16 protein-coding genes, 1 tRNA gene and 1 pseudogene are annotated in these 21547 nt (G+C 69.7%); 12 read left to right on the forward strand and 6 right to left on the reverse strand.

What is annotated here, in order from left to right:
• Positions 1-118: 118 nt before the first annotated feature.
• Positions 119-3004 (reverse strand): YncE family protein, encoded by a 2886-nt coding sequence (locus LXT23_RS09200; protein ID WP_253980415.1) that lies wholly within the window; start codon positions 3002-3004, stop codon positions 119-121.
• Positions 3005-3273: 269 nt separating this feature from the next.
• Here LXT23_RS09200 and LXT23_RS09205 point away from each other — a divergent pair, with 269 nt between their 5' ends.
• Positions 3274-6075, forward strand: a complete 2802-nt coding sequence (locus tag LXT23_RS09205) for a LuxR C-terminal-related transcriptional regulator (protein WP_253979738.1) — start codon at positions 3274-3276, stop codon at positions 6073-6075.
• Positions 6076-6098: 23 nt separating this feature from the next.
• On the opposite strand, the gene LXT23_RS09210 is transcribed toward LXT23_RS09205, so the two are convergent.
• The gene (locus tag LXT23_RS09210; RefSeq protein ID WP_253979739.1) at positions 6099-6491 is read right to left on the reverse strand and encodes a GFA family protein; all 393 of its coding nucleotides are present in this window, start codon (positions 6489-6491) and stop codon (positions 6099-6101) included.
• 85 nt (positions 6492-6576) lie between these two features.
• Positions 6577-6650 (reverse strand) — tRNA-Ile (locus LXT23_RS09215).
• Positions 6651-6915: 265 nt separating this feature from the next.
• On the opposite strand from LXT23_RS09215, the gene LXT23_RS09220 reads away from it, so the two are divergent.
• The 6 genes and pseudogenes from LXT23_RS09220 to LXT23_RS09240 all read left to right on the forward strand — a co-directional run bounded on the left by LXT23_RS09220 (position 6916) and on the right by LXT23_RS09240 (position 11897).
• The gene (locus tag LXT23_RS09220) at positions 6916-8280 is read left to right on the forward strand and encodes an AHH domain-containing protein (protein WP_253979740.1); all 1365 of its coding nucleotides are present in this window, start codon (positions 6916-6918) and stop codon (positions 8278-8280) included.
• Between the two features lie 15 nt (positions 8281-8295).
• The gene (locus tag LXT23_RS09225) at positions 8296-9546 is read left to right on the forward strand and encodes an imm11 family protein (protein WP_323378851.1); all 1251 of its coding nucleotides are present in this window, start codon (positions 8296-8298) and stop codon (positions 9544-9546) included.
• Positions 9547-9688: 142 nt separating this feature from the next.
• A pseudogene (locus LXT23_RS50860) lies at positions 9689-9748 on the forward strand (twin-arginine translocation signal domain-containing protein); the annotation flags it as partial.
• A gap of 39 nt (positions 9749-9787) precedes the next feature.
• Complete coding sequence (locus LXT23_RS09230; RefSeq protein WP_253979741.1) at positions 9788-10426, forward strand: superoxide dismutase; 639 nt, start codon at positions 9788-9790, stop codon at positions 10424-10426.
• Positions 10423-11682 (forward strand): chromate efflux transporter, encoded by a 1260-nt coding sequence (gene chrA, locus LXT23_RS09235; protein ID WP_253979742.1) that lies wholly within the window; start codon positions 10423-10425, stop codon positions 11680-11682. Before LXT23_RS09230 ends, chrA begins: the two co-directional genes overlap by 4 nt.
• A gap of 53 nt (positions 11683-11735) precedes the next feature.
• On the forward strand, positions 11736-11897 hold the full coding sequence (locus LXT23_RS09240; RefSeq protein WP_253979743.1) for a hypothetical protein: 162 nt from the start codon (positions 11736-11738) through the stop codon (positions 11895-11897).
• Between the two features lie 104 nt (positions 11898-12001).
• Here the strand turns inward: LXT23_RS09240 and LXT23_RS09245 are convergent, their stop codons facing one another.
• Complete coding sequence (locus tag LXT23_RS09245; protein ID WP_253979744.1) at positions 12002-13039, reverse strand: DMT family transporter; 1038 nt, start codon at positions 13037-13039, stop codon at positions 12002-12004.
• 191 nt (positions 13040-13230) lie between these two features.
• Between LXT23_RS09245 and LXT23_RS09250 the strand changes: the two genes are divergently transcribed.
• Positions 13231-14340, forward strand: a complete 1110-nt coding sequence (locus LXT23_RS09250; RefSeq protein WP_253979745.1) for a chemotaxis protein — start codon at positions 13231-13233, stop codon at positions 14338-14340.
• A gap of 23 nt (positions 14341-14363) precedes the next feature.
• Here LXT23_RS09250 and LXT23_RS09255 read toward each other — a convergent pair whose 3' ends face one another.
• Positions 14364-14933: a DUF4136 domain-containing protein gene (locus tag LXT23_RS09255; protein WP_253979746.1), complete on the reverse strand. Its 570-nt coding sequence runs from the start codon at positions 14931-14933 to the stop codon at positions 14364-14366.
• A 364-nt stretch (positions 14934-15297) separates the two neighbouring features.
• Between LXT23_RS09255 and LXT23_RS09260 the strand changes: the two genes are divergently transcribed.
• The 4 genes from LXT23_RS09260 to LXT23_RS09275 all read left to right on the forward strand — a co-directional run bounded on the left by LXT23_RS09260 (position 15298) and on the right by LXT23_RS09275 (position 20186).
• Positions 15298-16998: an arylsulfatase gene (locus LXT23_RS09260; protein ID WP_253979747.1), complete on the forward strand. Its 1701-nt coding sequence runs from the start codon at positions 15298-15300 to the stop codon at positions 16996-16998.
• A 228-nt stretch (positions 16999-17226) separates the two neighbouring features.
• Entirely contained in the window at positions 17227-18507 is a 1281-nt protein-coding gene (locus LXT23_RS09265; protein WP_253979748.1) for a DUF2254 domain-containing protein, read from the forward strand.
• 29 nt (positions 18508-18536) lie between these two features.
• A complete protein-coding gene (locus LXT23_RS09270) occupies positions 18537-19013 on the forward strand; it encodes an MgtC/SapB family protein (protein ID WP_253979749.1) in 477 nt (158 codons plus the stop codon).
• Positions 19014-19172: 159 nt separating this feature from the next.
• Positions 19173-20186 (forward strand): HAD family hydrolase, encoded by a 1014-nt coding sequence (locus LXT23_RS09275; RefSeq protein ID WP_253979750.1) that lies wholly within the window; start codon positions 19173-19175, stop codon positions 20184-20186.
• Between the two features lie 6 nt (positions 20187-20192).
• Here the strand turns inward: LXT23_RS09275 and LXT23_RS09280 are convergent, their stop codons facing one another.
• On the reverse strand, positions 20193-21452 hold the full coding sequence (locus LXT23_RS09280) for a threonine/serine exporter family protein (protein ID WP_253979751.1): 1260 nt from the start codon (positions 21450-21452) through the stop codon (positions 20193-20195).
• Positions 21453-21547 lie beyond the last annotated feature (95 nt).

A 21547-nucleotide genomic window follows, 5' to 3' on the forward strand; every position in this document is an offset into this window, starting at 1 on the left:
GGACTTACAGGTGCGTTTTCCAGCACCAGGCCCGGTGCCAGGACAGAAGAAAGCCCCGGAGTCACCCACCAGGAGAAGTGACTCCGGGGCTCATGGCCCCTGCTCTGAGCTAAGGGGGTTACTGGCCGTCCAGCCGGCCGTCCAGGTTCCGGTCGAGCGCGACGCGCAGGCCGGAGCCGGGCGGAACCGCGGTGAACGTCACTTCCTGGCCCGCCGTGCCCGCCAGCGCGCGCAGGGCCGCGGTGGTGATGTTGGCGGTGCCGTTGTCGGGCTTCCACGTGCCGGCCGTGCGGTCATACAGGTAGCCACGCACGCGGCCGCTCACGGCCACCTTCGCCACCAGGTCGGCCTCGTACGTCTGGCCGCCCAGGATCTTGGACGCGAACGGCGCCCGGGCGCGCGCGATGAGCAGGTCGATGCGCGAGCCGACGGCGGCGGCGTTCGTGTTGGTGAGGGTGATCTGCTGCCCGACGATGGGCGCCAGGTCGGTGTCCGACGCCAGCATGAAGTCCTCCATCTCGCGGCGCTGCGTGTCGTTCTCGAAGCCCACCAGCGGGCCACCGATGCTGGTGTTGGTGAACACGATGGCGCTGAAGAAGCGGAACAGCGTGTCCACCGCGCCGTCGTTCGTGAAGCCGAAGCCGCGAATCTGGTCGCCCAGCTGGCCCGTCTCCGGGTGCGAGAAGAAGGCGCTGTCCGGGAAGCCGAACATGCCGACCTTCGTGTACATGTTCCGCACGTGGGGAATCTTCACGATCTGCGGGATGCCCTCGAAGCTCGCCTTGCCGTCGGTGCCGAAGAAGCCCTGCGCGCCGTCGATGGTGTGGCAGCCGTTGCAGTTGAAGCCGTTGTCGGCGCCAATCGCGATGCCGTCCACCCGGCGGCTGCCGAAGTAGAAGTTCTTGGCGTTCTGCTGGGAGGTCGTGAGCGAGTTGTCCAGCTTGCGGATGGGGTTGGGCGGCAGCTGCACCTGGAGCTGGAAGGTCGCGAACTTGCTCATCTCCGCCTCGGTGGGCATGGACGCGCGGCCGAGCAGCCCCTCGAACGCCACGATGAAGTTCTTGAACGACAGCTCCTCGTCGTAGGCGTCGATGCCGAAGAAGCCGTTCGCCCGGTCACCGCGCCAGTGCATGGCGCCCTGGTGGGTCATGCCGCGCAGGGTCTGCGTGGTCATCGGGCCCTTCATCGGGTGGAAGATGTTCGGGTCGTTGTTGCCGTTGATGTCCGAGCGCGGGTGGGTGGTGAACGTCCGGAACAGGCCAATCTCGAGGTTGCTCGCGAGCCGCTTGTCGATGGTGTTGGAGGTCACCTCGTCGTCCGGGTTGCCCAGGTCCCAGGCCAGCTCGTCCTTGTCGCCGAAGATGTGGCAGCTGGCGCAGGACGCCTCGCCGTTGGCGGACGAGAAGTTCGCGTCATACAGGAAGGGGCGGCCCTGCACGACGGAGGCGGGCTCCGGGTTGTAGAAGGGGACCGCCGCGATTTCGCGCTTCGTGGCCAGGTCGATGACCTTCACCGCGTTGTCGAAGCGCGTGGTGACGTAGAGGCGGTTGCGCGCCGAGTCCAGCACCAGGCCGCTGGGGCCGCCGCCGCTCACCGGGATGTAGTTGGCGCTCGCGGTGCGGGGGTTGAAGGTGTCGTTCTCCAGCGAGGCCGTGTCGAAGACGCCAATCTTGTTGGAGCTGAACGCGGCCACGTACAGCCTGGTGCCGTCCGCGGAGACCACCATCTCCGTGGGGGTGGAGAGGCTGTGGTTCTTGACGGTGGGGTCGAACCCGGGCTGGCCGGCCAGCTTGCTGTAGTCGATGTGCTTGTTGAGGTGGCGCGGCGAGACGGTGCCGTTGTTGATGACGGTGATGCGCATCTTCGCCAGGTTGCCCTGCACCGTGCTGCCGCCGAACACGCCCGGGCCCTCGAAGCGCGTCAGGTTGTTCGCCTCGCTGTTGGACGCGTACAGCACGCCCGTGCGCGGGTTGGTGGCCAGGTTGAAGATGTTGGTGCCGACGCCCGTGTAGAAGGCCTTCTCCGTGAGGGTGTCCGCGTCGATGGCGAACACGTCCTTGTCGGGCAGGCGGAAGCGCACGCCGTTGTTCCAGTTGCGGCCGAGCGTGTCCTCCCACCGGTTGGTGGCCTTGTTGAACTTGACGATGAGGCTCGTCTCGGGCGCCTTGACGCCGGCGGCGTTCGTGGAAGGACCGGGCAGGCCGCCCGGCATGATGTTGTTGCCCCACGGCCACGTATCCGGGAACACGAGGCACGCGTCGTTCTCGCGGAACCCGTTACAGACGGCGTCGAAGGTGACGGCGGTCGTCTGGTTGCCGGACTGGGCGATGGCCGCATAGACGGTCTTCTTGTCCGGGCTGACGGCGAGGCCGCGCGGCGTGTCGCCGAAGAGGTTCACGATGCGCACGGGCGTGCCGCCCAGCGTCGTGCCCAGGGAGGCCGGGTTGAAGACCCAGACGTCGGCGCGGGGAGTGCCGGGCGTGGTCAGCTTCGGGTCGCCCGCGCCGGGCACGTTGGCGATGGACGGGTCCGTGCGTTGTTGGCCGCGGTGCGCCGTGGTGATGAAGGCATATCCGTTGGTGCCAGCGAACACGATGTCGCGCGGCTCATCGCCGACGAGCAGCGTGCGCACCACGCGGGGCGTGCCGCTCAGGCTCACCACGCTGATGCTGTCCGACAGGTGGTTGGCCACCCAGACTTCCGTGTTGCTGCGTACGGCGACGGAGACGGGCTCCATGCCCACCGGTACTTCGGCGATGAGCGACAGCCCGGAGGCGGTGACGGAGAAGACCTCCAGGCGGTTGTCCGGCGTGTTGACGGCGAACAGCCGCGTCCCGTCCGGAGAGAGCGCCATCGGCCGGACGTGCGCGCTATCGAACTCGATGAACGAGGGCGTCTGGGCCGCGGCATTGAATGAAACCAACATCGACACGGCGGCGCACAGCGAGGCTGCTCGGGCGCGCCATCGATTCTTGCTCGCGTCCACTGGCTGGGTACCCACGATACGAACCTCCTCACGGAACGGGAAAGCGCTGCACACCGGGGATACCAGGGGGGCTTCCGACAAAGCCCCCACCGAAGGGAGGGGAAGGGCCCCCCTCCCGCACGAAAGTCGCGACGACGCGGCGCGTTGTCGGGCGGCCACACGCGCCTGCGTCCGTGACGCGACGCGGTGTGTGTTGGATGACAATTGTTTCCTACGTACGGGCGAGCGCTCGTCGGAGGACCGTGCTCTACTTGCTGACGCAATCGGCCATGCGGGAGGTGTGCCCAATGCCATACCTTCGAAACGGGATGGGGCTTCGCAGCGTGCCAGCGGCGGCACCAACGGAGGTCGCGGAGCGCGCGACGCCGTTCGGCGAGCATCTCTCCCATCTGCTGCCGACGAAGCTGGCGCCGCCGCAGACGCCGTCGGTGCTGGTGACGCGGGGCGCGCCGCTGCTGCGCATCGACCGGGGAATCAGCGGCAAGCTGGTGCTGGTGACGGCGCCGCTGGGCTCGGGCAAGACGACGCTGCTGACGCAGTGGTACCGCGCGGCGCGCGCGCCACACCTGCTCGCATGGCTGTCGCTGGACGAACAGGACAACGCGCCCGAGCGGTTCTTCTCGTACCTCGTCGGAGCCATTCGCCGGGCCGCGCCCGACTTCGACGCGTACATCGCGAGCCAGTTGGATGCGCAGGTAGCGCTCCCGCTGGACCACGTGACGTCCGTGGTGCTGCGCAGCCTGTGGAACCTGGGGCGCGAGCTGGTGGTGGTGCTCGACGACTTCCACGTGCTGCGCGAGCGCGCGCTGGTGCGCTCCTTCTCGTACCTGCTGGACCACTCGCCGCCGCACGTGCACTGGATCATCTCGTCGCGCAACCCGCCCGAGCTGGACCTGGCGAAGCTGAAGCTCACCGAGCAACTGGTGACGCTCGACAGCCGCGACTTGAGCCTGGACGGCGAGGCCATCCGCGAGCTGGGACAGCGCCTGTGTGGCGCCGCCTTCGCGGAGGAGGACGTCGAGTACCTGCGCTCGCGCACGGAAGGGTGGGTGGCCGGCGTGAAGCTGGCGCTGCTGTCGGCGGGGGAGCACGCGAGCGTGAGCGATGCGCTGCGCAGGGCCATCGGCTCCAACCACGACGTGGCGCGCTACCTCGCGGACGTGGTGCTGCGCGAGCAGACGGAGGAGGTGCACGAGTTCCTGGTGCTCAGCTCGGTGGTGGACCGGCTCAACGGCGAGCTGTGCAACGCGCTGCTGGGGATTACTCACGGCCCGGCGCTGCTGGCGAACCTGGAGCGGGCGCAGCTGTTCATCCAGTCGCTCGACACCCAGCACCAGTGGTACCGGTTCCACCCCCTGTTCCTCGACTTCCTGCGCACGCAGCTCGCGTGTGACTACGGCGACCGGCTGCCGTGGCTGCATCGCGCGGCGAGCGCGTGGTTCGCCGAGCACCAGCTGCCGGACGAGGCGCTGACGCATGCGTTCGCGTCTGGAGACCGGGGCTGGTGTCTGTCGCTCACGGCGCGCTGTGTGGAGGCGTGGATGCGCGAGGGCGAGATTGCCTCCGTGCTCTACTGGACGACGAAGCTGACGCCCGAGGAGGTCATCCGCTCTCCGGCCATCTGCCTGGCGCACATCGCGTCGCTCATCCTGTCCCGGCGGTATGCGCAGGCCTCGGCGGCGCTGCGGGAGGCACAGGGGGGGCTGGAGGCCGCGTACCCGGCGTCGGTGCCGGAGCGTGAGCGACTGTCGAAGCAGCTGGAGCAGCTGGGGATGATGCACGCGGTGCTGTCGGACTCGGTGTCCGGCTCGGACATCGAGATGGATGCATCGTCGGGCTACGAGGACCCGGACGTGTTCATCGCGGGCGCGGTGCTGGCGGCGAAGGCGTACCAGGCGCTGCGGATGAACCGGTTCGATGCGATGCGCCGGCTCGCGCTGATTGCGCGCGAGAAGCTGCAGGGGCTGAACAGCCCGTTCATCGACTGCTACACGGACGTGCTGGTGGCGCTGGCGGACCGGGCGCAGGGCAACCTGAAGGACGCCTCGGAGCGGTGCGAGGCGGCCTTCGAGCGCGCCAGCCGAGAGCGGCGCAACCCGGTGTGGGTGAACGCGGCGTCGGCGCTGGCCAACGCCCGCTACGAGCAGAACCGGCTCAACGAGGCGGAGGCGCTGTGCACGGAGATGCTGCCGCTCTTGCCCCAGGCGCCCGCCTTCGAGACGTTCGCGATTGCGTACCTGGTGCTGGTGCGCATCAAGTCGATTCACGGGAAGTATGCGGAGGCGTGGCAGCTGCTGGACTACCTGCACAGCGTGCTCGAGTGTGGGCACCAGACGCGGTTCCTGGCGCACGTCTGCGGGGAGAAGATCCGGCTCAGCCTGGTGGAGCAGTCCCCGGCGCGCATGAAGGCGGTGGCGCAGGAGTTCGGCCTGGGCGAGCGGATGCGGCGGGGGGAGTGGGCCGAGCGGCGCTTCTACGACGAGACCTGGGAGCGGCTGGGGCTGGCGCAGGCGTGGTCGCTGATGGCGCGTGGGCGGTGCGGCAAGGCGCACACGCTGCTGGAGACGCTGCGCGCCAGCGCGCATGACGTGGGCTACGTGTCACGGGAGACGGCGCTGCTGGCGGCCATCTCGGTGTGTCACTGGCGGGATGGAGACCCGGCGGCGGCGTTCGCCGCGCTGAACCGGGGCTTCGCGCTGGTGCAGCGGTTCGGCTTCAGCCGGAGCGTGTTCGACGAGACGCCGGGGCTGCAGGAGGTCATCGTCGCGGCGGCCACGCAGCGCAAGCTGAGCTACGTGCTGCCGGAACGGTACACCGCGAGGTTCCAGGACCTGCTGTCGGTGGGGAGCCTGGGGCCGCGCGAGTTCGCGGCGCCGCCATCCGCGCCGCTGGAGCCGCTGACGGAGCGCGAGCTCCAGATGCTCAAGCTGCTCGCGCAGGGGCTGAGCAACCAGGAGATCAGCGAGCGCTCCAACGTGGCGCTCTCCACGACGAAGTGGCACCTGCGGAACGTGTTCGCGAAGCTGGAGGTGACCACCCGCACCGCGGCCATCGTGAAGGCCCAGGAGCGGCTCCAACGGAACCTGTAAGGGCGACGCCGGCCCTCGGTCGGTCATTTTCGAGGGAAGGTCTCGTACGTGGGGAGCTCTCCCGAGACCTCGTAGTAGTCGCCCTTGCTGGCCGTGTAGATGTGGGCCTTCTCCCGGACGCCCGTGGGGGCGTCGAGCGTGCCGGCGCAGATTGAAATCTTCGGGTCTGGCGTCTCGTCGAACAGCACGCTCGAGCCACATTCGACGCAGAAGCCGCGCCTCACCGTGGGGGAGACCGAGTGCCATTTGAGGCCGCGCGCCTCGGTGAGCCGGAAGCCGTCGCGGTCGACCGCCGTGTAGGCTCCGACGTGCCCATGCCAGCGGCGGCACTTCGAGCAGTGGCAGTACGTCACCCCCGTCATCGGCGCGCTCACCTCGTACCGAATCGCTCCGCAGAAGCAGCCACCCGTGTGCATGGGCCTGCATTACAGCGCACTGCCGCGGGCCGGGCCCCGGAAATAAAAAACCCCTGATTCTCCAAGGAGAACCAGGGGTTACCTGTGGCCAGGGTCGGACTTGAACCGACTACCTGCGGATTATGAGACCGCCGCTCTAACCAGGTGAGCTACCTGGCCGCAAAGTGACGCCCGTATAGCGGGACCGCCGCGCCGCCGCAAGGGCTTCGATAGGGGGTAACCCCAGATGGCGACGCCGTTCTTTCCGTCTGCGGACCATGGATTGGCGCCTCCCTGGCCGCCCGGCATACCAGCGTAAACCATTCGCCCATGGCCTCTGGCGAGGGCAGGTCTGGCCTATGCCCCGAGGTATGGAACACTCGTTTATCTCGATTTGCGTGGAATAGGCTCTCGGACGGATGGGGCGACGTTCCAGGAGACGAGCATGGCACTGCGCTGGGCGACCGTTTTGCTGGCGGTGGGGCTGTTGGGGACGGGCTGTGCGGCCTCCCGGACGGTACGTTTGGACACGGGCGAGGGGCGGCCCCTCGTCTACACCCCACGCACGGATGAGGCACCCGTGGTGCTGGACGAGGACTCTTTCGAGGAGGCCGTCCAGGAGCTGGCTCGCACCGCGCCCCTTTCTTCGCATCCACGGGAAGCGGCGCTGCAGCTGTTCCCCGTAGGGGCTCCCCGTGCGGGTGTGCAGATGCGCGGGAGTCTGGGGCTCGTTTCCGTTGAGGACCCGCAGCGGGGCCGCCTTCTCGTCGCCGAAGAGCGCGGGGCGGGAACGGCGCTGGAGCATGAGTACGGGCGATGGTGCCAGCGTCAGTCGCTTCGACGCGACTGCCTGCATCTGCTGGACGAGGGCGTCACGCTGGATGAGGAGGGCAAGCACACGCTGGCCTTTCGGCTGGCCCTGGAGTCGGTCTGGGACGAGACGGCCGAGGCGCTGGAGGGGATGACTGACCGGGACGCGGTGATGACGATGCTGGCGACGACCGGGGCGGTGTATCTCGGCTTGTGGCTGGTGCCGGAGCCTCTGCTCTCGAAGGGAATCGCCGCGACGCTCACGGTGACGCTCATCGCGTACCTGGGATGGGACACGGTGTGGAGCCTGGTGCAGGGCTGGAAGGTGCTGACGCGGGAGGTGGAGACGGCGAACACCTTCGAGCAGATAGAGGACGCGGGAGCAAAGTACGGGAAGGTGATGGGAAGGAACGCCGCGCGAGTGTTCGTCATGCTCTCGATGGCGGCGCTGGGCGGCACGGCGCAGACGCTGGCCTCGCGGATTCCGACACTCCCTGGCTCCGGGCAGGCCTCGCTCGTGGGGGCGGAGCAGGGGGGCTTCCGGCTGGCGGCGGCGGGACAGGTGACCTCCGTGGCGGTGGCACCGGGAGGCGTCATCACCATCGCCCTGGACCCGGAGGCTGTCGCGGAGACGGCGCGCGGCACGCCCGCAGTTGCGTCCGAGCCGGTGGCGACCGCCGCTCACGAGCACCACATCGCCACGAACAAGTGGTGGGACTCCTTCAACCTGGGTGGGCCGTGGTCGCCCAGGTTCCAGAAGCTCTTCGACCGGGCGGGCATGTCACTGGATGATGCAGCGAACAGAGTTCGCGTTCCTGGTCACAAGGGCCCTCACCCGCAGAAATACCATGAAGAGATCTACGAGCGACTCGAGGATTCCATGGAGGGCTGCCGGAGTATCCAACGATGCAGAGAGGTGCTCGTTGGAGAACTTCAGGTCCTGGCGAGGGAGATCACCACAGCTGGTTCCCGGCTCAATGCTCTGGTCACTCGGCAATGACATGCAGGAAGGCTCATGACGATGCGGTACTTCAAGCTCTCCGATGACATGTGTCTCCAGGGACGTTGGCTGCTGGGAGACCCTACGGACTCGCAGGGCCAGGAGGTGGACGACCCCTGGCAGTTCAAGGCGGGATGCCCCGTCCAGGTTGACGCGCGATTGAAGATTCCCATCGATCATCCCGGAAACCCTCTCGATTATTCCGTGGCGGGTGTTGGGAACGCTCCCATCGTTCACAAGAGGGTTGCAGGCATCTTCGCGGAGCTGGCTCCTGACGACGTGCAACTCCTTCCGGTTGAAGTCGACGGGCAGTCCGAGCCGTACTGCATTCTCGTCGCCACACGGCTCATCCGGTGCATCGACGACAACGCCTCGGAGGAGGTGCGGTACTGGAAGCCGGAGGATGGGCGCCCGGAGAAGGTCGGGAAATACCGCGGTGTGTCGGGCATGCGAATCGACCCGATGAAGGTGGGCGGCGCCAGGGTGTTCCGGACCTGGGGATGGACCATCGCACTCATCGTGTCCCAGGACATCAAAGAGGCGCTGGAGCGCGCACACGTGTCAGGTGCGAAGTTCGAGGAGGTCACCGGCCCGAGTGCCATCAGCCCAGAGGAGCGCGAACGCAACCGGAAGCTCCTGGCGCTTCGCGATGAGACGGACGCGGCCCGCCAAGCCTTCTGGCGCACCCTGGGGACGCTGGACGAAGACGTCATCATCCCCATCGTCGTCGGTGGCGGCTGGCCGGCCCGGCGCCAGGTCTGGCGCGTCATCCACCGCCCGGAGGGGCGCACCCTGCTGGTGACGGATGGGCTCTCGGACTTCTTCGTAGACCGCGTGGAGCCGTCCGTGGGCTTCGGTCTGGAGCTGGCCCTGGAGACGAACGAACCTCTCGGTGACGTCGAGAAGAGCTGGCCCCTGCTGCTCCTGGAGCGGGTGGGGAATGAGATCGCGGAACACGAGAGCGTGCGTGAGAAGGTGAAAGCGGGCTTCCTTTCCATGGAGGTTGCTGGCCAGGGCATGCCCGAGCCGCTGCTGACGAAGGAGGGCAGGGTGGGAGTGCTGCTGGGCATGGAGTCGAGCACGCTGCCAGGCCGCTTCACCATGCCGGCCGGAGAAGTGCTGCTGGTCACCGTCAAGGTGCTGATGCCCGTGGAGCTGGCGTACCTGATGGAGCACGGGAAGCGCGGCCGGGACGAGCTGGTTCGGCGCTTTGCCCAGGAAGGCCCTGCGCACCTGTCCCGAGCCTGGCGCCAGCCTGTGGTGTGACGGCCTCATGTAGGGACAACGCTGGTCATCGACTCAACACCGGCGATGGTGCGTCCCTGCGTCAACAATCCCTGCTCAGAGCGCACGCATGCCGCCCTGCGTGCCCGCTGCATCGCACTACGCTCTGAAGCAGGGAGCTACGATGAACCGACGCGATTTCATGACCGGAGCAGCAGTGGCTGGAACTGCTGTCCTCCTCACGCCTGATGAGAGTGTCGCGGCCGAGAAGGCCGCACCACCGATGCCTGCGCCTCGAGACGCTCCAGGCCCTGGCAAGCACGCGGTGGCGCCTCTGCCCTTCAATCCGACGAAGCTCAAGGGGCTCTCGGAGAAGCTCCTCCGCAGCCACCACGAGAACAACTACGGCGGGGCGGTGAAGAACCTCAACAAGGTAGAGGAAGAACTGGCGCGGGTGACGAAGGATACGCCGGGCTTCCTCGTGGGCGGGCTGAAGGAGCGGGAGCTGACCTACACGAACTCGATGATCCTCCACGAGGCGTACTTCGGGAACCTCGGCGGGGACGGCAAGGCGGGCGGCGCCATCCAGAAGCTGCTCGCGGCGGCGCACGGGGACTTCGGCCGCTGGGAGGAGCACTTCCGCGCCACGGGGGCCAGCCTGGGCGGTGGCAGTGGCTGGGTCATCCTCACGTACAACTTCCACTCCGGGCAGCCGCAGACCTACTGGAGCGGCAACCACACCCAGGCCCTGGCCAACGGGCTCCCACTGCTCGTCATGGACATGTACGAGCACGCCTACCAGATGGACTACGGCGCGGCCTCCGCCCGCTACATCGACGCCTTCTTCCAGAACGTGAGCTGGGACGTGGTGAACGCCCGCCTGGAGCGGGCCCAGAAGGCCGCGGCGGCGCTTCGAGGATGAGCTCCCACGACACAACCCCTTCGGCGGAGTCAAACTCCACAGAAGCGCCGGAGCCCCGGCCGCCACACGAGTCCTACGGAAAGCTGTTCCTGCGCTTCCTGCACTTCGGCGCGCTCGCGTGGGGCGGGCCCGTCGCGCAGATTGCCATGCTCAAGGCGGAGCTGGTGGAGCGCGAGCGCTGGGTATCGCCTGCCCGGTTCAACCGCGTCCTCGCCGTCTACCAGGTGCTGCCCGGTCCCGAGGCCCACGAGCTGTGCGTCTACTTCGGCATGCTGGCCCGAGGGCGGCTGGGGGGCCTGCTCGCGGGGCTGGGCTTCATGCTGCCCGGCTTCGTCCTGATGCTGGCGCTCTCCTGGGCTTATCTGCGCTACGGCCTGGCCTCCCCGAACCTCGTGGCGGTCTTCGGGGCCGTACAGGCGGCGGTGGGCGCGCTCATCGTCCGGGCGGTGGTGCGCATTGGCGGGCACGCGCTGGCGAACAGGTGGCTGTGGGGCGTGGCCGCAGGGGCCGCACTCGCGCAGGTCGCAGGCGTCCACTTCGCGTTCACCCTGGTGGCCGCGGGGGTGGTCTACCTGCTGGCCCGGCAAGGCGGGAGGGTTCCCGCGCTCATCCTGGCGGGGAGCTGCGCGGTGGTCCTTGGAGTCCTGCTTGTCCGGCAGGGCCTGTCCTCCGAGGCCGCCGCCCCGCTGGTGGGCGGGACGGAAGCCGCCGTGGCCACGCAGGGCCGCCCCTCGCTGCTCATGCTGGCGTGGAGCGGGCTGCGCAGTGGCCTGCTCACCTTCGGTGGGGCATACACCGTCATCCCGTTCCTCCAGCGCGACGCGGTGGTGCTCGGCGGGTGGATGACGAACGCGCAGTTCCTGGATGGCCTGGCGCTGTCGGGCATCCTGCCCGCGCCGCTCATCATCTTCTCCACCTTCGTGGGCTACCTCGGCGGCGGACTCGCGGGGGCGCTGGCGCTGACGGCGGCCATCTTCGCTCCGGCCTTCGCCTTCACGCTGCTGGGGCATGACTTCTTCGAGCGCGTGCTCCACCAGCCTCGAGTCCGGCTCTTCCTGGACGGTGTCACCGCGGGCGTCGTGGGCCTCATCGCGGCGACCGCCGTGGGGCTGCTGCGCACCTCGCTCACCGGGCCCGTCACCCTCGGAGTCTTCGCGCTGGCGCTCGCGGCGCTGTTCCGCTGGCACGCGAAGCTCCTGATTCCGCTGGTCATCGCCGGGGCCGCGCTCGCGGGGCTGCTCTTCCAGGCGCGGTGAGCGGTGTCTGCCTCCGGTCCTCAGCCAGGATGGACGCGCGAGGGAGGGTGGGCGTGCTGCTCGGCGTCTACCTGTCCGGGCTGGAACTGAGCCCCGGCAAGGTGGGCGTGGTCATCGGCTCGGGCCTGGCGGGAGCGGTGCTGGCCACGCTCCTCGCGGACCGGCTGGGACGGAAGCGCTTCCTGCGGGTGCTCTCATCATCGGGGCAGGGCTGAAGGTGCACTACGACGTGCTGCTGTATCGCGCCTTCCGTCGCGTGAACCCACCCGAGGAGACGTGAGTCCTCAGAGGTCGGCAACCCTTGGCCGGGCCAGCCCGGTCAGTGCCTATGACGGTGGTGCAGGTCCGAGACGTGCGGATGGTCGTGCGTGACGGGCTCGTGCCGGTGCGGGTGGCTGTGCGGCTCGGAGGCATCAACGCCTGGGGGATGCGCGTGCTGGTGGTGCGCGTCATGGGCGTGCAGGTGCTCGTGCTCCAGCGCCACGTGCGTGTGCGCGTGGCCATGCCGCTCGCGCAGGAGCAGCACGACGCCCGCGGCCATCAATGCGCCCGCCAGCAGGTCCAAAGGCCGCAGCCGCTCGCCGAGCAGGGGCACCGCCACCAGGGCCCCCACGAAGGGCGCCGTGGCGAAGTATGCCGCCTCGCGTGCCGCGCCCAGCAGGCGCAGGGCATAGGCATCCAGGACGATGGACAGCCCGTAGCTGGCGAAGCCGAGCACCAGGGCCGCCCCCAGCACCGTCCCGGAAGGGAAGGGCTGCCCGGTGAGCCAGGCGAGGATGAGCGTGCACGTGCCCGCGCCGAGCGCCTTGGTGCGCACGAGCGCGATGGGGTCCTTGAGGGACAGCCGCTGCGTCAGGTTGTTGTCCACGGCCCAGGCCAGGCATGCACCGGCCAGCGCCAGCACGCCCAGCACATCGCCTTGCAGTTCACCCTCCTGGAAGCCCAGCACCACAGCACCCGCCATGACGAAGCCAGCGGCGAGCGCGCCGGCACGGCCCAGGTGCTCTCCGAACACGAGCAGCGCCAGGACGATGGTGAAGGGGCCCTCCAGGTTGAGCAGCAGCGAGGCCGCGACTCCCGAGAGCCGTTGCAGGCCCACCAGCATCAGCACCGGCCCCAGGACTCCGCCGCAGACGATGACCCCGAGCAGCAGGGGGACGTCGTTGCGCCCGAGGCGTGCCTCGCTTCCTGGGACACCGGATGGGCGCAGCCGCCGCAGCGCCTCGAGGCAGGTCAGCCCCAGCCCGCCTCCCAGGTAGAGGAGCGAGGCCAGCACCAGCGGCGTGCTGGAGGGCAGCAGCAGCTTCGCCACCGGCGCGCTGACCCCGAAGAGGGCCGCCGCGGACAGTCCCAGCATCGCGCCTTTCACACGTGGAGACACCGACATGGCCTTTCCTTTACTTATCGTCCCGGGGGCGCTGCGCCGGCAGTTGCTTCTGCATTGCATGTGATTTGTGAAGGGCGTGGACTGTCCGGAGCACAACGGGCCCACCGGCTCCAGGTGAGGGTCGGCGCAGGGGGCGTGCATGCGCAGCTTGCGCCGGGCCCATGTCTCCGGTCCTTCACCCCTGGCGCCGGGTGCCCGCGGTGGTGCTCGCGGCGCTCCTCTGCGCGTGCGCGACGCTGGATGCGCCCCGCTCGGAGCTGGCCGAGCGCGTGGGGCGCTCGGACCTGGACGTGAGCGCGCTGCGCGTGCGGGTGCGTGACCTGGCGCGGCGCTTCTCCGGCCTGCTGGAGGCGACGGCGGATGACCTCGCCGAGCGCTCGGCTTCACCCGAGGTGCGGCGGCAGATGCTCACGTTCAAGGCCAACGCGGTGCCCGCCATGCAGGGCGCGCTCTTCCAGCCGGACCCGGTGGCCGCCCTGGTGGACGCCTGGGCGCTGCTGGCCCAGCTCCAGGACGTGCTGTCCCAGCGGGCGGAGGGCGCCTCTCCGGAGCTGGTGGCCGAGGCCCGGCGCTCGCTGGACGACATGGAGTCACAGGTGGAGGCGCTGTGGCGCGAGGTCTCGGGACGGGACGACGTGTCGCCCGCGAGGGCGCGGGTCCATGCCTGGGCCGCCGAGCACCCGCTGACCGGGCCGCTCGTCACGCGCGAGTCCACCGCGCCCCTGCTGGCCTCCGTGACGGAGGCCTCGGGCGGAGGGCTGCTGAAGCAGGCGGCCGGGTTGCTGGAGGACACGCGCGACATCACCGCGCGGGTGGACCTCTACGCGGCCAGCCTTCCGCGCCAGGCCCGCTGGCAGGCGGAGCTCGTGGCCACGGACGCCCTGAGCGCGCCCGCCCTCCAGACCGCCACGGCCGAGCTGGCGCGCACGGTGGACATCCTCGACCGGGTGGGGAGCGTGGCCGCGAACACGCCCGCGCTGGTGGCCCGCGAGCGCGTGGCGGTGCTGGAGGCGCTGAGCCAGGAGCGGCAGGCCGTCCTGGCGGGGGTGGGACGCGAGCGCGTGGCGGTGCTGGAGGCCTTGCACGCCGAGCGCGTGGGGACGCTGGAGCAGCTCGACGGGCTGGCCGTGGGCTGGGTGGATCATGCCTTCGACCGGGCCGGGCGCCTGGTGGACCGCGTCTTCCTGTGGCTGCTGGCGCTCGTGGGCCTGGGGCTGCTGGGGGCAGGCGTCGTCGGGGTGCTGGTGGTGCGCGCCTGGCGGCGCGCGTGAGGAAGGCACCGCGGCTGGGGCGCTCACTGCCCGGGCTTGGGAGGAAAGCGCGACAGCATCTGCTCCACGGCCTCGCCGATGCGCTCCCGCGTGCTCGACGCGGACGGGTTGTCGCCCACCTCCGCCTGGGCCGTGCCGCGCCAGGCGAGCTGCTTCGCCTTCGCGTCCACGATGTCGAGGATGAGGGTGCCCTCCTCATACTCACGCACGTAGGTCTGTGGCGCGGTGGCGAACACCGGCCCGAAGAAGGGGTCCGCCGGGTAACCGTAGAAGGAGTCCACCGTCTCCGAGTCCAGGTGCGAGTCGATGGCGCCCTGCCACCCGATGAGGAAGTCCGGGGAAGCGCCCGGGTCCACCTTCTGGTAGCCCCGTCCGTTCAGCTCCTGGTCCACCGCCTGCCGGACGTTGGCGTCGATGATGTCGTTGTAGACGCGCGGGTCCTTGCCCTGCGGCTCCGGCAGCCAGGCGTAGCTGCGGTAGCCCTCGAGCTGCTGCACGGAACTGGGGTCGTAGTTGGTGCTGACGTCGATGCCCGCGCAGGCGGTGAGCAGCAGGCCCAGCACGAGGGGGGCGACACGGGATGGCGACCGCATGGGCTTCTCCTTGGCTTCCACCGAGGCGCATGCCGTCGGCCTTTCGACATTGAGGATGCGGCGCGAGGACGCCAAGCCTCGTCCCTTCGGCCGCTCCGTGCGGCCACCGCCACGATGGCGCCCGGGAGGGGCCTCTGGCAGCAGGTGAAGGAACACATATACAGATGAACATGGATTGTCTTTGAAGGGTGATGTCCGAGGCCCCTGGCCTCCGTGTTGGGAGCAACCCTCCGGTACGGGTGGTCCAGCCCTCCGGGGCTGAGCACCTTTTCGTTCATGCGATGCGCCGCCTTCCAGCGGTCGGAGGCCGGGGCGCATGGAGCCTGCGGCGGGCGGCGGAGCGCGGAACGGAAAGAGGACGCCCATGGCGAAGACGAAGCAGGCAGGTAATGGACACGGTGGACAGGGGGGCAATGGCCATGGGCCCGGCGGCAACGGCCATGGCAGGAGCGGGCCTGGGCGCAAGCCAAACATCCTGGTCATCTGGGGGGATGACATCGGCCTCTGGAATGTCAGCGCCTACAACCAGGGAATGATGGGCTACCGCACGCCCAACATCGACCGCATCGCCCGCGAGGGAGCGCTGCTGACGGACTGCTACGGGCAGCAGAGCTGCACCGCGGGCCGCGCGGCCTTCATCACCGGCATGAACCCGCTGCGCACCGGCATGACGACCATCGGCATGCCGGGGGCGGACTACGGCCTCCAGGACTCGGACCCCACGCTCGCGGAGCTGCTCAAGCCGCTGGGGTACACGTGCGGACAGTTCGGCAAGAACCACCTGGGCGACTCGAACCGGTTCCTGCCCACCGCCCACGGCTTCGACGAGTTCCACGGCAACCTGTACCACCTGAACGCCGAGAACGAGCCCGAGTGCCCCGACTACCCGAAGGACCCGGCCTTCAAGGCGAAGTTCGGGCCCCGGGGCGTGCTCCACACCTGGGCCACCGACCGCGACGACCCGACCGAGGATTCGCGCTGGGGCCGCGTGGGCCGGCAGCGCATCGAGGACACCGGCCCCTTGACGACCAAGCGCATGGAGACCGTGGACGAGGAGTTCCTCCAGTCCTCGCTGGCCTTCATGGAGCGCTCGGTGGCGGACGACAAGCCCTTCTTCATCTGGCACAACTCCACGCGCACCCACGTCTGGACGTTCCTGCAGGAGAAGTACCGCAACAAGACGGGCAAGGGCCTGTACGCGGACGCCATGACGGAGCTGGATGACCACGTGGGCGCGCTGCTGGCCAAGCTCGAAGAGCTGGGCATCGCCGACAACACCATCGTCATCTTCTCCACGGACAACGGCGTGGAGAAGATGGGCTGGCCGGACGGCGGCAACTCGCCGTTCCGGGGCGAGAAGGGCTCCACCTGGGAAGGAGGCGTGCGCGTGCCCTGCGTCGTGCGGTGGCCGGGCGTCATCCCGCCGGGCACTGTCATCAACGACATCTTCGCCCACGAGGACTGGATGCCCACGCTCGTGGCCGCGGCGGGCGGCCCGGAGGACCTCGTCGAGCGGTGCAAGCAGGGCCACACCGTGGGGAGCAAGACGTTCAAGGTCCACCTGGATGGCTATGACCAGCGCGGGCTGCTGGCGGGCACGGAGCCGGGCCGCCGGCATGAGTTCGTCTACGTGCTCGACAGCGGCAACCTCGCCGCCATCCGGTACGACGACTGGAAGATCGTCTTCAGCTACCAGGACGGCGAGGGCCCTGACATGTGGTTCAGCGGCAAGCGCTTCAACCCCGTCTGGCCCTACGTCTTCAACCTGCGCTCGGACCCCTTCGAGTACGCGACGCATTCCGGGCAGTACGTGCGCTGGTACGGCGAGCGGATGTTCCTCTTCGTCCCGGCCCAGGCGCTGGTGAAGCGCTTCGCCGAGAGCCTCCTGGAATACCCGCCGAGCCAGGCCCCGGGCAGCCTCTCCATCGGCCCCCTCAAGGAGCGGGTGAAGGAGAAGATGCGAGAGCGACAGGGTGACGGCAAGCCCACGGTGGGCGACCAGATCATGAGCCTGGCCAACGAGGTGGAGCAGTTCGTCCACCGCGCCCTCCAGGCACACTCCTGATGCGCTGACGTGACGGGGGGGCGTGGGGGCCTCCCTGTCCTGGCGCGCCCGCGCGCTCCCGGCTCCTGGGGGCGCGGGGCAACGCCGGGAGGGCTCGCGGCGGAGGTGAGGCACATGGCGGGCAGCGCGGGACTCACACGCAGGCAGGCCTGGGCTGGCGGCGCCCCCCGTCCTGGAAGCGCGAGCAAGGGCCACCCGGCCCGCGGGTGGGGGCGGCCCGGGCTGTGGTTGCACTCCCTGCTGGGCGCGCTGGTGGGGGCCGCGCTGGGCCTGCTGCTCGTGAATCCTCCCGCTCCCGTCGCACGGGTGCTGAGCGGAATGGCCTGGCACTCCACGGCGGCGGAGGCCCGGAGCATGCTCGCCACCGTGCTGGGCATCGCGCTGTCCTCGATGAGCATCGTCCTCTCGCTGTCCATGCTCGTGGTGCAGAACGCCGCGGGGCAGTACTCGCCGCGCCTGCTGCGGCTGTACGTGCACAGCGCCGGCATCCGCATCATCATCCCGGTGTTCGTCGCCACCGGCGTCTACTGCCTCGTGGCCTCGCAGGAGTTCGGGTTCGCGTCCGAGGCCGCGCGGGTGCCGCGCCCGGCGCTCGGCATGGCCATGCTCCTGCTGCTGCTCTGTGGGGCGGCGCTGGTGTTCCAGGTCCTCCACACGCTCCAGCTCATGCGCGTGGAGTACCTGGTCCGGCAGGTGCGTCAGGAGACGCTGCGCGTCGCCAGGAGCCGGGATCGGCTCCGTCAGGAGGACGTGGCGGCCGCGGTGCCGGGCCGCTCCGGCGGGGCGTGGCCGCTCCGGGCCTCCGCGGACGGCTTCGTGGTGGACGTGGACGCGCCCGCGCTGCGGGCCGTGGCCTCGGCGCGGGGGCTCGCCGTCCATGTGGGGCTCGCCATCGGCGAGCCGGTGGTCCGGGGCGCGGAGGTGGGCTGGGTGGAGCCGGGACGCGGGGGCGGCGCCATGTCCCCCGAGGTCTGCGCGGAGTTCCTGCGCGCCATCCACCTGGGCCGCTGGAGGAGCGAGGACACCGACGTGGCCCTGGGCGTGAGGCAGCTCGTGGACGTGGCCATCAAGGCGCTCTCGCCCGCCATCAACGACCCCTATACCGCCGTGGAGGCGGTGGACCAGCTCACCTTCCTGCTGTGCGGGCTCGGTGAGCTGCGTCTGGGGCCCCGCGTGCTGGCGGATGCGTCGGGGCGCCCGTGCGTCTTCCTGCGGGGCCCCACGTTGCGCGACTACCTCGAGCTGGCCACGGACCAGATCCTCCGCTACGGCGCCACCGAGCCCGCGGTGGTGCTGCGGCTCTTGCGACTGGCGGGGACCGTGGGCCAGCAGGCGCGGGAGGTGGAGGACCAGCAGGCGGCGCGCGCGGCGCTGCAGCGCATCCTCGCGGTGGCGGAGCGTGCCCTGGCGGACTCCCCACAGCTGGCGTCCCTCCGCCACCACGCGGACGTCGTGGAGCGGGCACTGGGAGACAGGTCCCTTCCGCCCCTGCCGGCAATTGGCTTCTGAGCCGAGGGGACGCGTTCCAGGAGCCCGGCATGGTGGAAGGACTCGGGAGTGGTGAGCTGCTGGTGCGGCTGCTCGTGGCGGGAGGCGCTGGCATCATCCTGGGCCTGCCGTACCGCGAGCGGCCGGGCGGCATCCGGACCCACTACCTGGTGACGCTTGGCGCCGCGCTCTTCTGCACCACCGGGGCGAACCTGGTGGGAAGGGATGTCGAGACGCTCCGCATCATCCAGGGCGTCGCGTCTGGCATCGGGTTCGTCGGTGCGGCAAGCGTCCTCAAGAAGGGGAGCGCCATCTTCGGACTCACGACGGCCGCCTCCATCTGGATTGCCGCGGCCGTGGGATGCGAGGCTGCGCTGGGCAGCCCGGTGCTTGCCGCCATGGTGGCTCCCTCCGTCGCCATCACGAGCTCGCTGGTGGGCCTGCTGGAGCGCAGGGTCTTCCACCGCAGAAGACGCATGCGCAAGCCGCGGGAGCATCGCGGCGAGCACGAGGAGGCTGGTACGTGACGTCGGCGCCCGTCAGCTGCGCCTCCAGCTCGCGTTCCTCTTTCCCCAGGGCTCGAAGCCGAAGCGGTAGGCGGCCCCACCGGTGCCCCTTCCGGCTGGCTCCCCGAGCGTTGCGGATGGGACACGGCGGGCCCAGCGTGTCGTGGGAGAGGCACCCCCATGTCCCGATTCCCGCGCTGTCCGGGCCGTCACGCCCCCTTCCTCGCGCTCATGCTCGCCCTCGGGCTGGTCTTCCCGGCCGCCGCCTGGGCACAGGTCGCGAAGCCCGCCCCCCTTCCGTCATGGAACGACGGCCCGGTGAAGCAGGCCATCATCGACTTCGTCTCCCGAGTGACGGCGGAGGGCGGCCCGGACTTCCTCCCGGTGGAGCAGCGCATCGCCGTCTTCGACAACGACGGCACGCTGTGGCAGGAGAAGCCCGCCGTCCAGGGCGCCTTCCTGGCCGACCGGGTCCGGGCACTTGCGGAGAAGGACCCGTCGCTCCGGCAGCGGCAGCCCTACAAGGCCGCGCTGGAGCGGGACGTGGACGCCTTGATGGAGGGGGGCGAGAAGGCGGTGATGGAGCTGTTCGCGGCCACCCACGCGAACATGACGCAGGAGCAGTTCCAGGCGGAGGTGCGGCAGTTCCTGCGGACCGCGCGCCACCCGAAGCTCGGCAGGCCCTACACGCAGCTCGCCTACCAGCCCATGCTCGAGCTGCTCCAGTACCTGCGCGACAATGACTTCCAGACGTGGATCAGCTCGGGCGGGGGCCTCGACTTCATGCGCGTCTTCTCCGAGGAGCTGTATGGGATTCCTCCGGAGCAGGTCATCGGCAGCAGCCTGGAGACGAAGTACGAGAAGCGCGGCGGCAAGAGCGTGCTCTGGCGCGAGCCCCGCCCGCGCCACCTCAACGACAAGGAGGGCAAGCCGGTGGGCAATGACCTGCACATCGGCAGGCCCCCGGTGTTCGTCGCGGGCAATGTCCGCAGCGGCGGAGACATCGCCATGCTGGACGCCTCGCGGCTGCGGCGCGGGCCCTCGTTCCAACTGCTCATCAACCACGACGACGCGGCGAGGGAGTTCGCCTACCAGGAGAAGGACGGGGCCTCCCTGCGCGCGGCGAGGGAGGGCGGCTGGCACGTCGTCAGCATGCGCGACGACTGGAAGACAGTCTTCGCCGGGCCTCCCTGAGGCCGCTCAGGCCGGCGCCTTCTGCGTGAGCGCCCGGCCCCGGGGCTGAGCGAGGGTGGAGGCGAACACCAGCCCCATGACGAGCTGCGCCGCCACCAGGAGCACTTCGAAGAAGCTGCCTTTGGAGGCGGGCGTCTCCGGCTGGAGCAGTGCCAGGACGGCCTGGGTGCCGAGGAAGCCCGGCGCGAGCTGGAGCAGCCCGGGCATGATGATGGTCGTCGCCGTCTTCCCGGGGAGCCGGGCATACAGGAGGCCGGCGACGCCCAGCACGAAGGACGCCAGGAGCGGGCTGCCGCGTCCCCCGAAGAGGAGCTTCGTCAGCTCCTGACTCCCGAAGGCCAGCAGCACCGCGCCGACAATCCACGGCAGCTCGCGCCTCCGGCCTCCCATGCAGACCGTCAGCGCGACGCCTCCCAGCGCGACGAGGGCCAGCACCACGGGCTCTGGAAGCGGGCGGGCCTGGAGGTGGGCGGGGAGCGGGAGGAAGAGCGTCCACAGCCGGGCCCCCGCGGTGATGCCCACGCCCACCAGCAGGAAGCGCAGCAGCCCGTAGGTGAGGCGCGTCATGCCCGCCTCCACCGACTCGCTGACCAGCTCGTCGGCGCCCAGGGTCACCACCATGGCGGGGATGAGCAGCGTCGCTCCACCGAACAGGGCCCGCGCCAGGTCGAAGGACGGCAGCAGCAGGGACAGGCCACAGACCATCAGCGTCCCGAGGAAGGCGGCGAGGAAGCTCTTCTGCAGGTCGATGCGCATCGACCTGAGCGTGCCGTAGTGGATGACGCCCGCCACGACGCCGATGAGGACCGCCGCGGTCATCTCCCACCACGCGCCCCCCACGCGGGCGGCGACCACGGCGCCGTACACGCCATAGGCGAGGAACACCAGCCAGTGCGGGTACGCCGAGGGCTGGCGGACGACCCGGTCCAGCTCGGCCCGCGCCTCGGTGAGGGTGAGCTGTCCCGCCGTCACGGCGCGGGTGAGCAGCAGCAGGCCCGAAGTCCGGTGGAGGTTCCAGTGGGGGTTGAAGGGCAGGCGCTCGATGTCCACCCGCCGCCGCGCCCCCCAGGAGACCTCCGTCGCCGCGAAGCTCTGGAGCGTGAAGAGCTCCACGCTCAGCCCCAGGCCCCGCGCGGCGCCCCGCACCAGGGACTCCACCCTGTTGGCGGGCAGATAGGCGAGGTGGAGCGCCCGCACGAGGTCGAGCAGGAAGGCCACGGCCTGGTCCTCCTCGGATGGGGGCGAGGGAGCGGCTGTCTCACGCATGGGGCCTCCGGCAGAGGCACCGGGTGACGTCGGCCCTCCGCTGATGCCGTGAAGCTCTGCCTGGACGCAGGGGCTGTCATCCACCTCGAGCAGGA

Source organism: Pyxidicoccus xibeiensis (assembly GCF_024198175.1).
In the GTDB taxonomy this organism is placed as follows: domain Bacteria; phylum Myxococcota; class Myxococcia; order Myxococcales; family Myxococcaceae; genus Myxococcus; species Myxococcus xibeiensis.

What these genes read in the sequence shown, in the direction of transcription:
- LXT23_RS09205 (WP_253979738.1), top strand. Translation starts at nt 3,274, where the DNA reads ATGCCATACCTTCGAAACGGGATGGGGCTTCGCAGCGTGCCAGCGGCG.
- LXT23_RS09210 (WP_253979739.1), bottom strand. Translation starts at nt 6,491, where the DNA reads ATGCACACGGGTGGCTGCTTCTGCGGAGCGATTCGGTACGAGGTGAGC.
- LXT23_RS09220 (WP_253979740.1), top strand. Translation starts at nt 6,916, where the DNA reads ATGGCACTGCGCTGGGCGACCGTTTTGCTGGCGGTGGGGCTGTTGGGG.
- LXT23_RS09225 (WP_323378851.1), top strand. Translation starts at nt 8,296, where the DNA reads ATGACGATGCGGTACTTCAAGCTCTCCGATGACATGTGTCTCCAGGGA.
- LXT23_RS09230 (WP_253979741.1), top strand. Translation starts at nt 9,788, where the DNA reads ATGCCTGCGCCTCGAGACGCTCCAGGCCCTGGCAAGCACGCGGTGGCG.
- chrA (WP_253979742.1), top strand. Translation starts at nt 10,423, where the DNA reads ATGAGCTCCCACGACACAACCCCTTCGGCGGAGTCAAACTCCACAGAA.
- LXT23_RS09245 (WP_253979744.1), bottom strand. Translation starts at nt 13,039, where the DNA reads ATGCTGGGACTGTCCGCGGCGGCCCTCTTCGGGGTCAGCGCGCCGGTG.
- LXT23_RS09250 (WP_253979745.1), top strand. Translation starts at nt 13,231, where the DNA reads ATGTCTCCGGTCCTTCACCCCTGGCGCCGGGTGCCCGCGGTGGTGCTC.
- LXT23_RS09255 (WP_253979746.1), bottom strand. Translation starts at nt 14,933, where the DNA reads ATGCGGTCGCCATCCCGTGTCGCCCCCCTCGTGCTGGGCCTGCTGCTC.
- LXT23_RS09260 (WP_253979747.1), top strand. Translation starts at nt 15,298, where the DNA reads ATGGCGAAGACGAAGCAGGCAGGTAATGGACACGGTGGACAGGGGGGC.
- LXT23_RS09270 (WP_253979749.1), top strand. Translation starts at nt 18,537, where the DNA reads ATGGTGGAAGGACTCGGGAGTGGTGAGCTGCTGGTGCGGCTGCTCGTG.
- LXT23_RS09275 (WP_253979750.1), top strand. Translation starts at nt 19,173, where the DNA reads ATGTCCCGATTCCCGCGCTGTCCGGGCCGTCACGCCCCCTTCCTCGCG.
- LXT23_RS09280 (WP_253979751.1), bottom strand. Translation starts at nt 21,452, where the DNA reads ATGCGTGAGACAGCCGCTCCCTCGCCCCCATCCGAGGAGGACCAGGCC.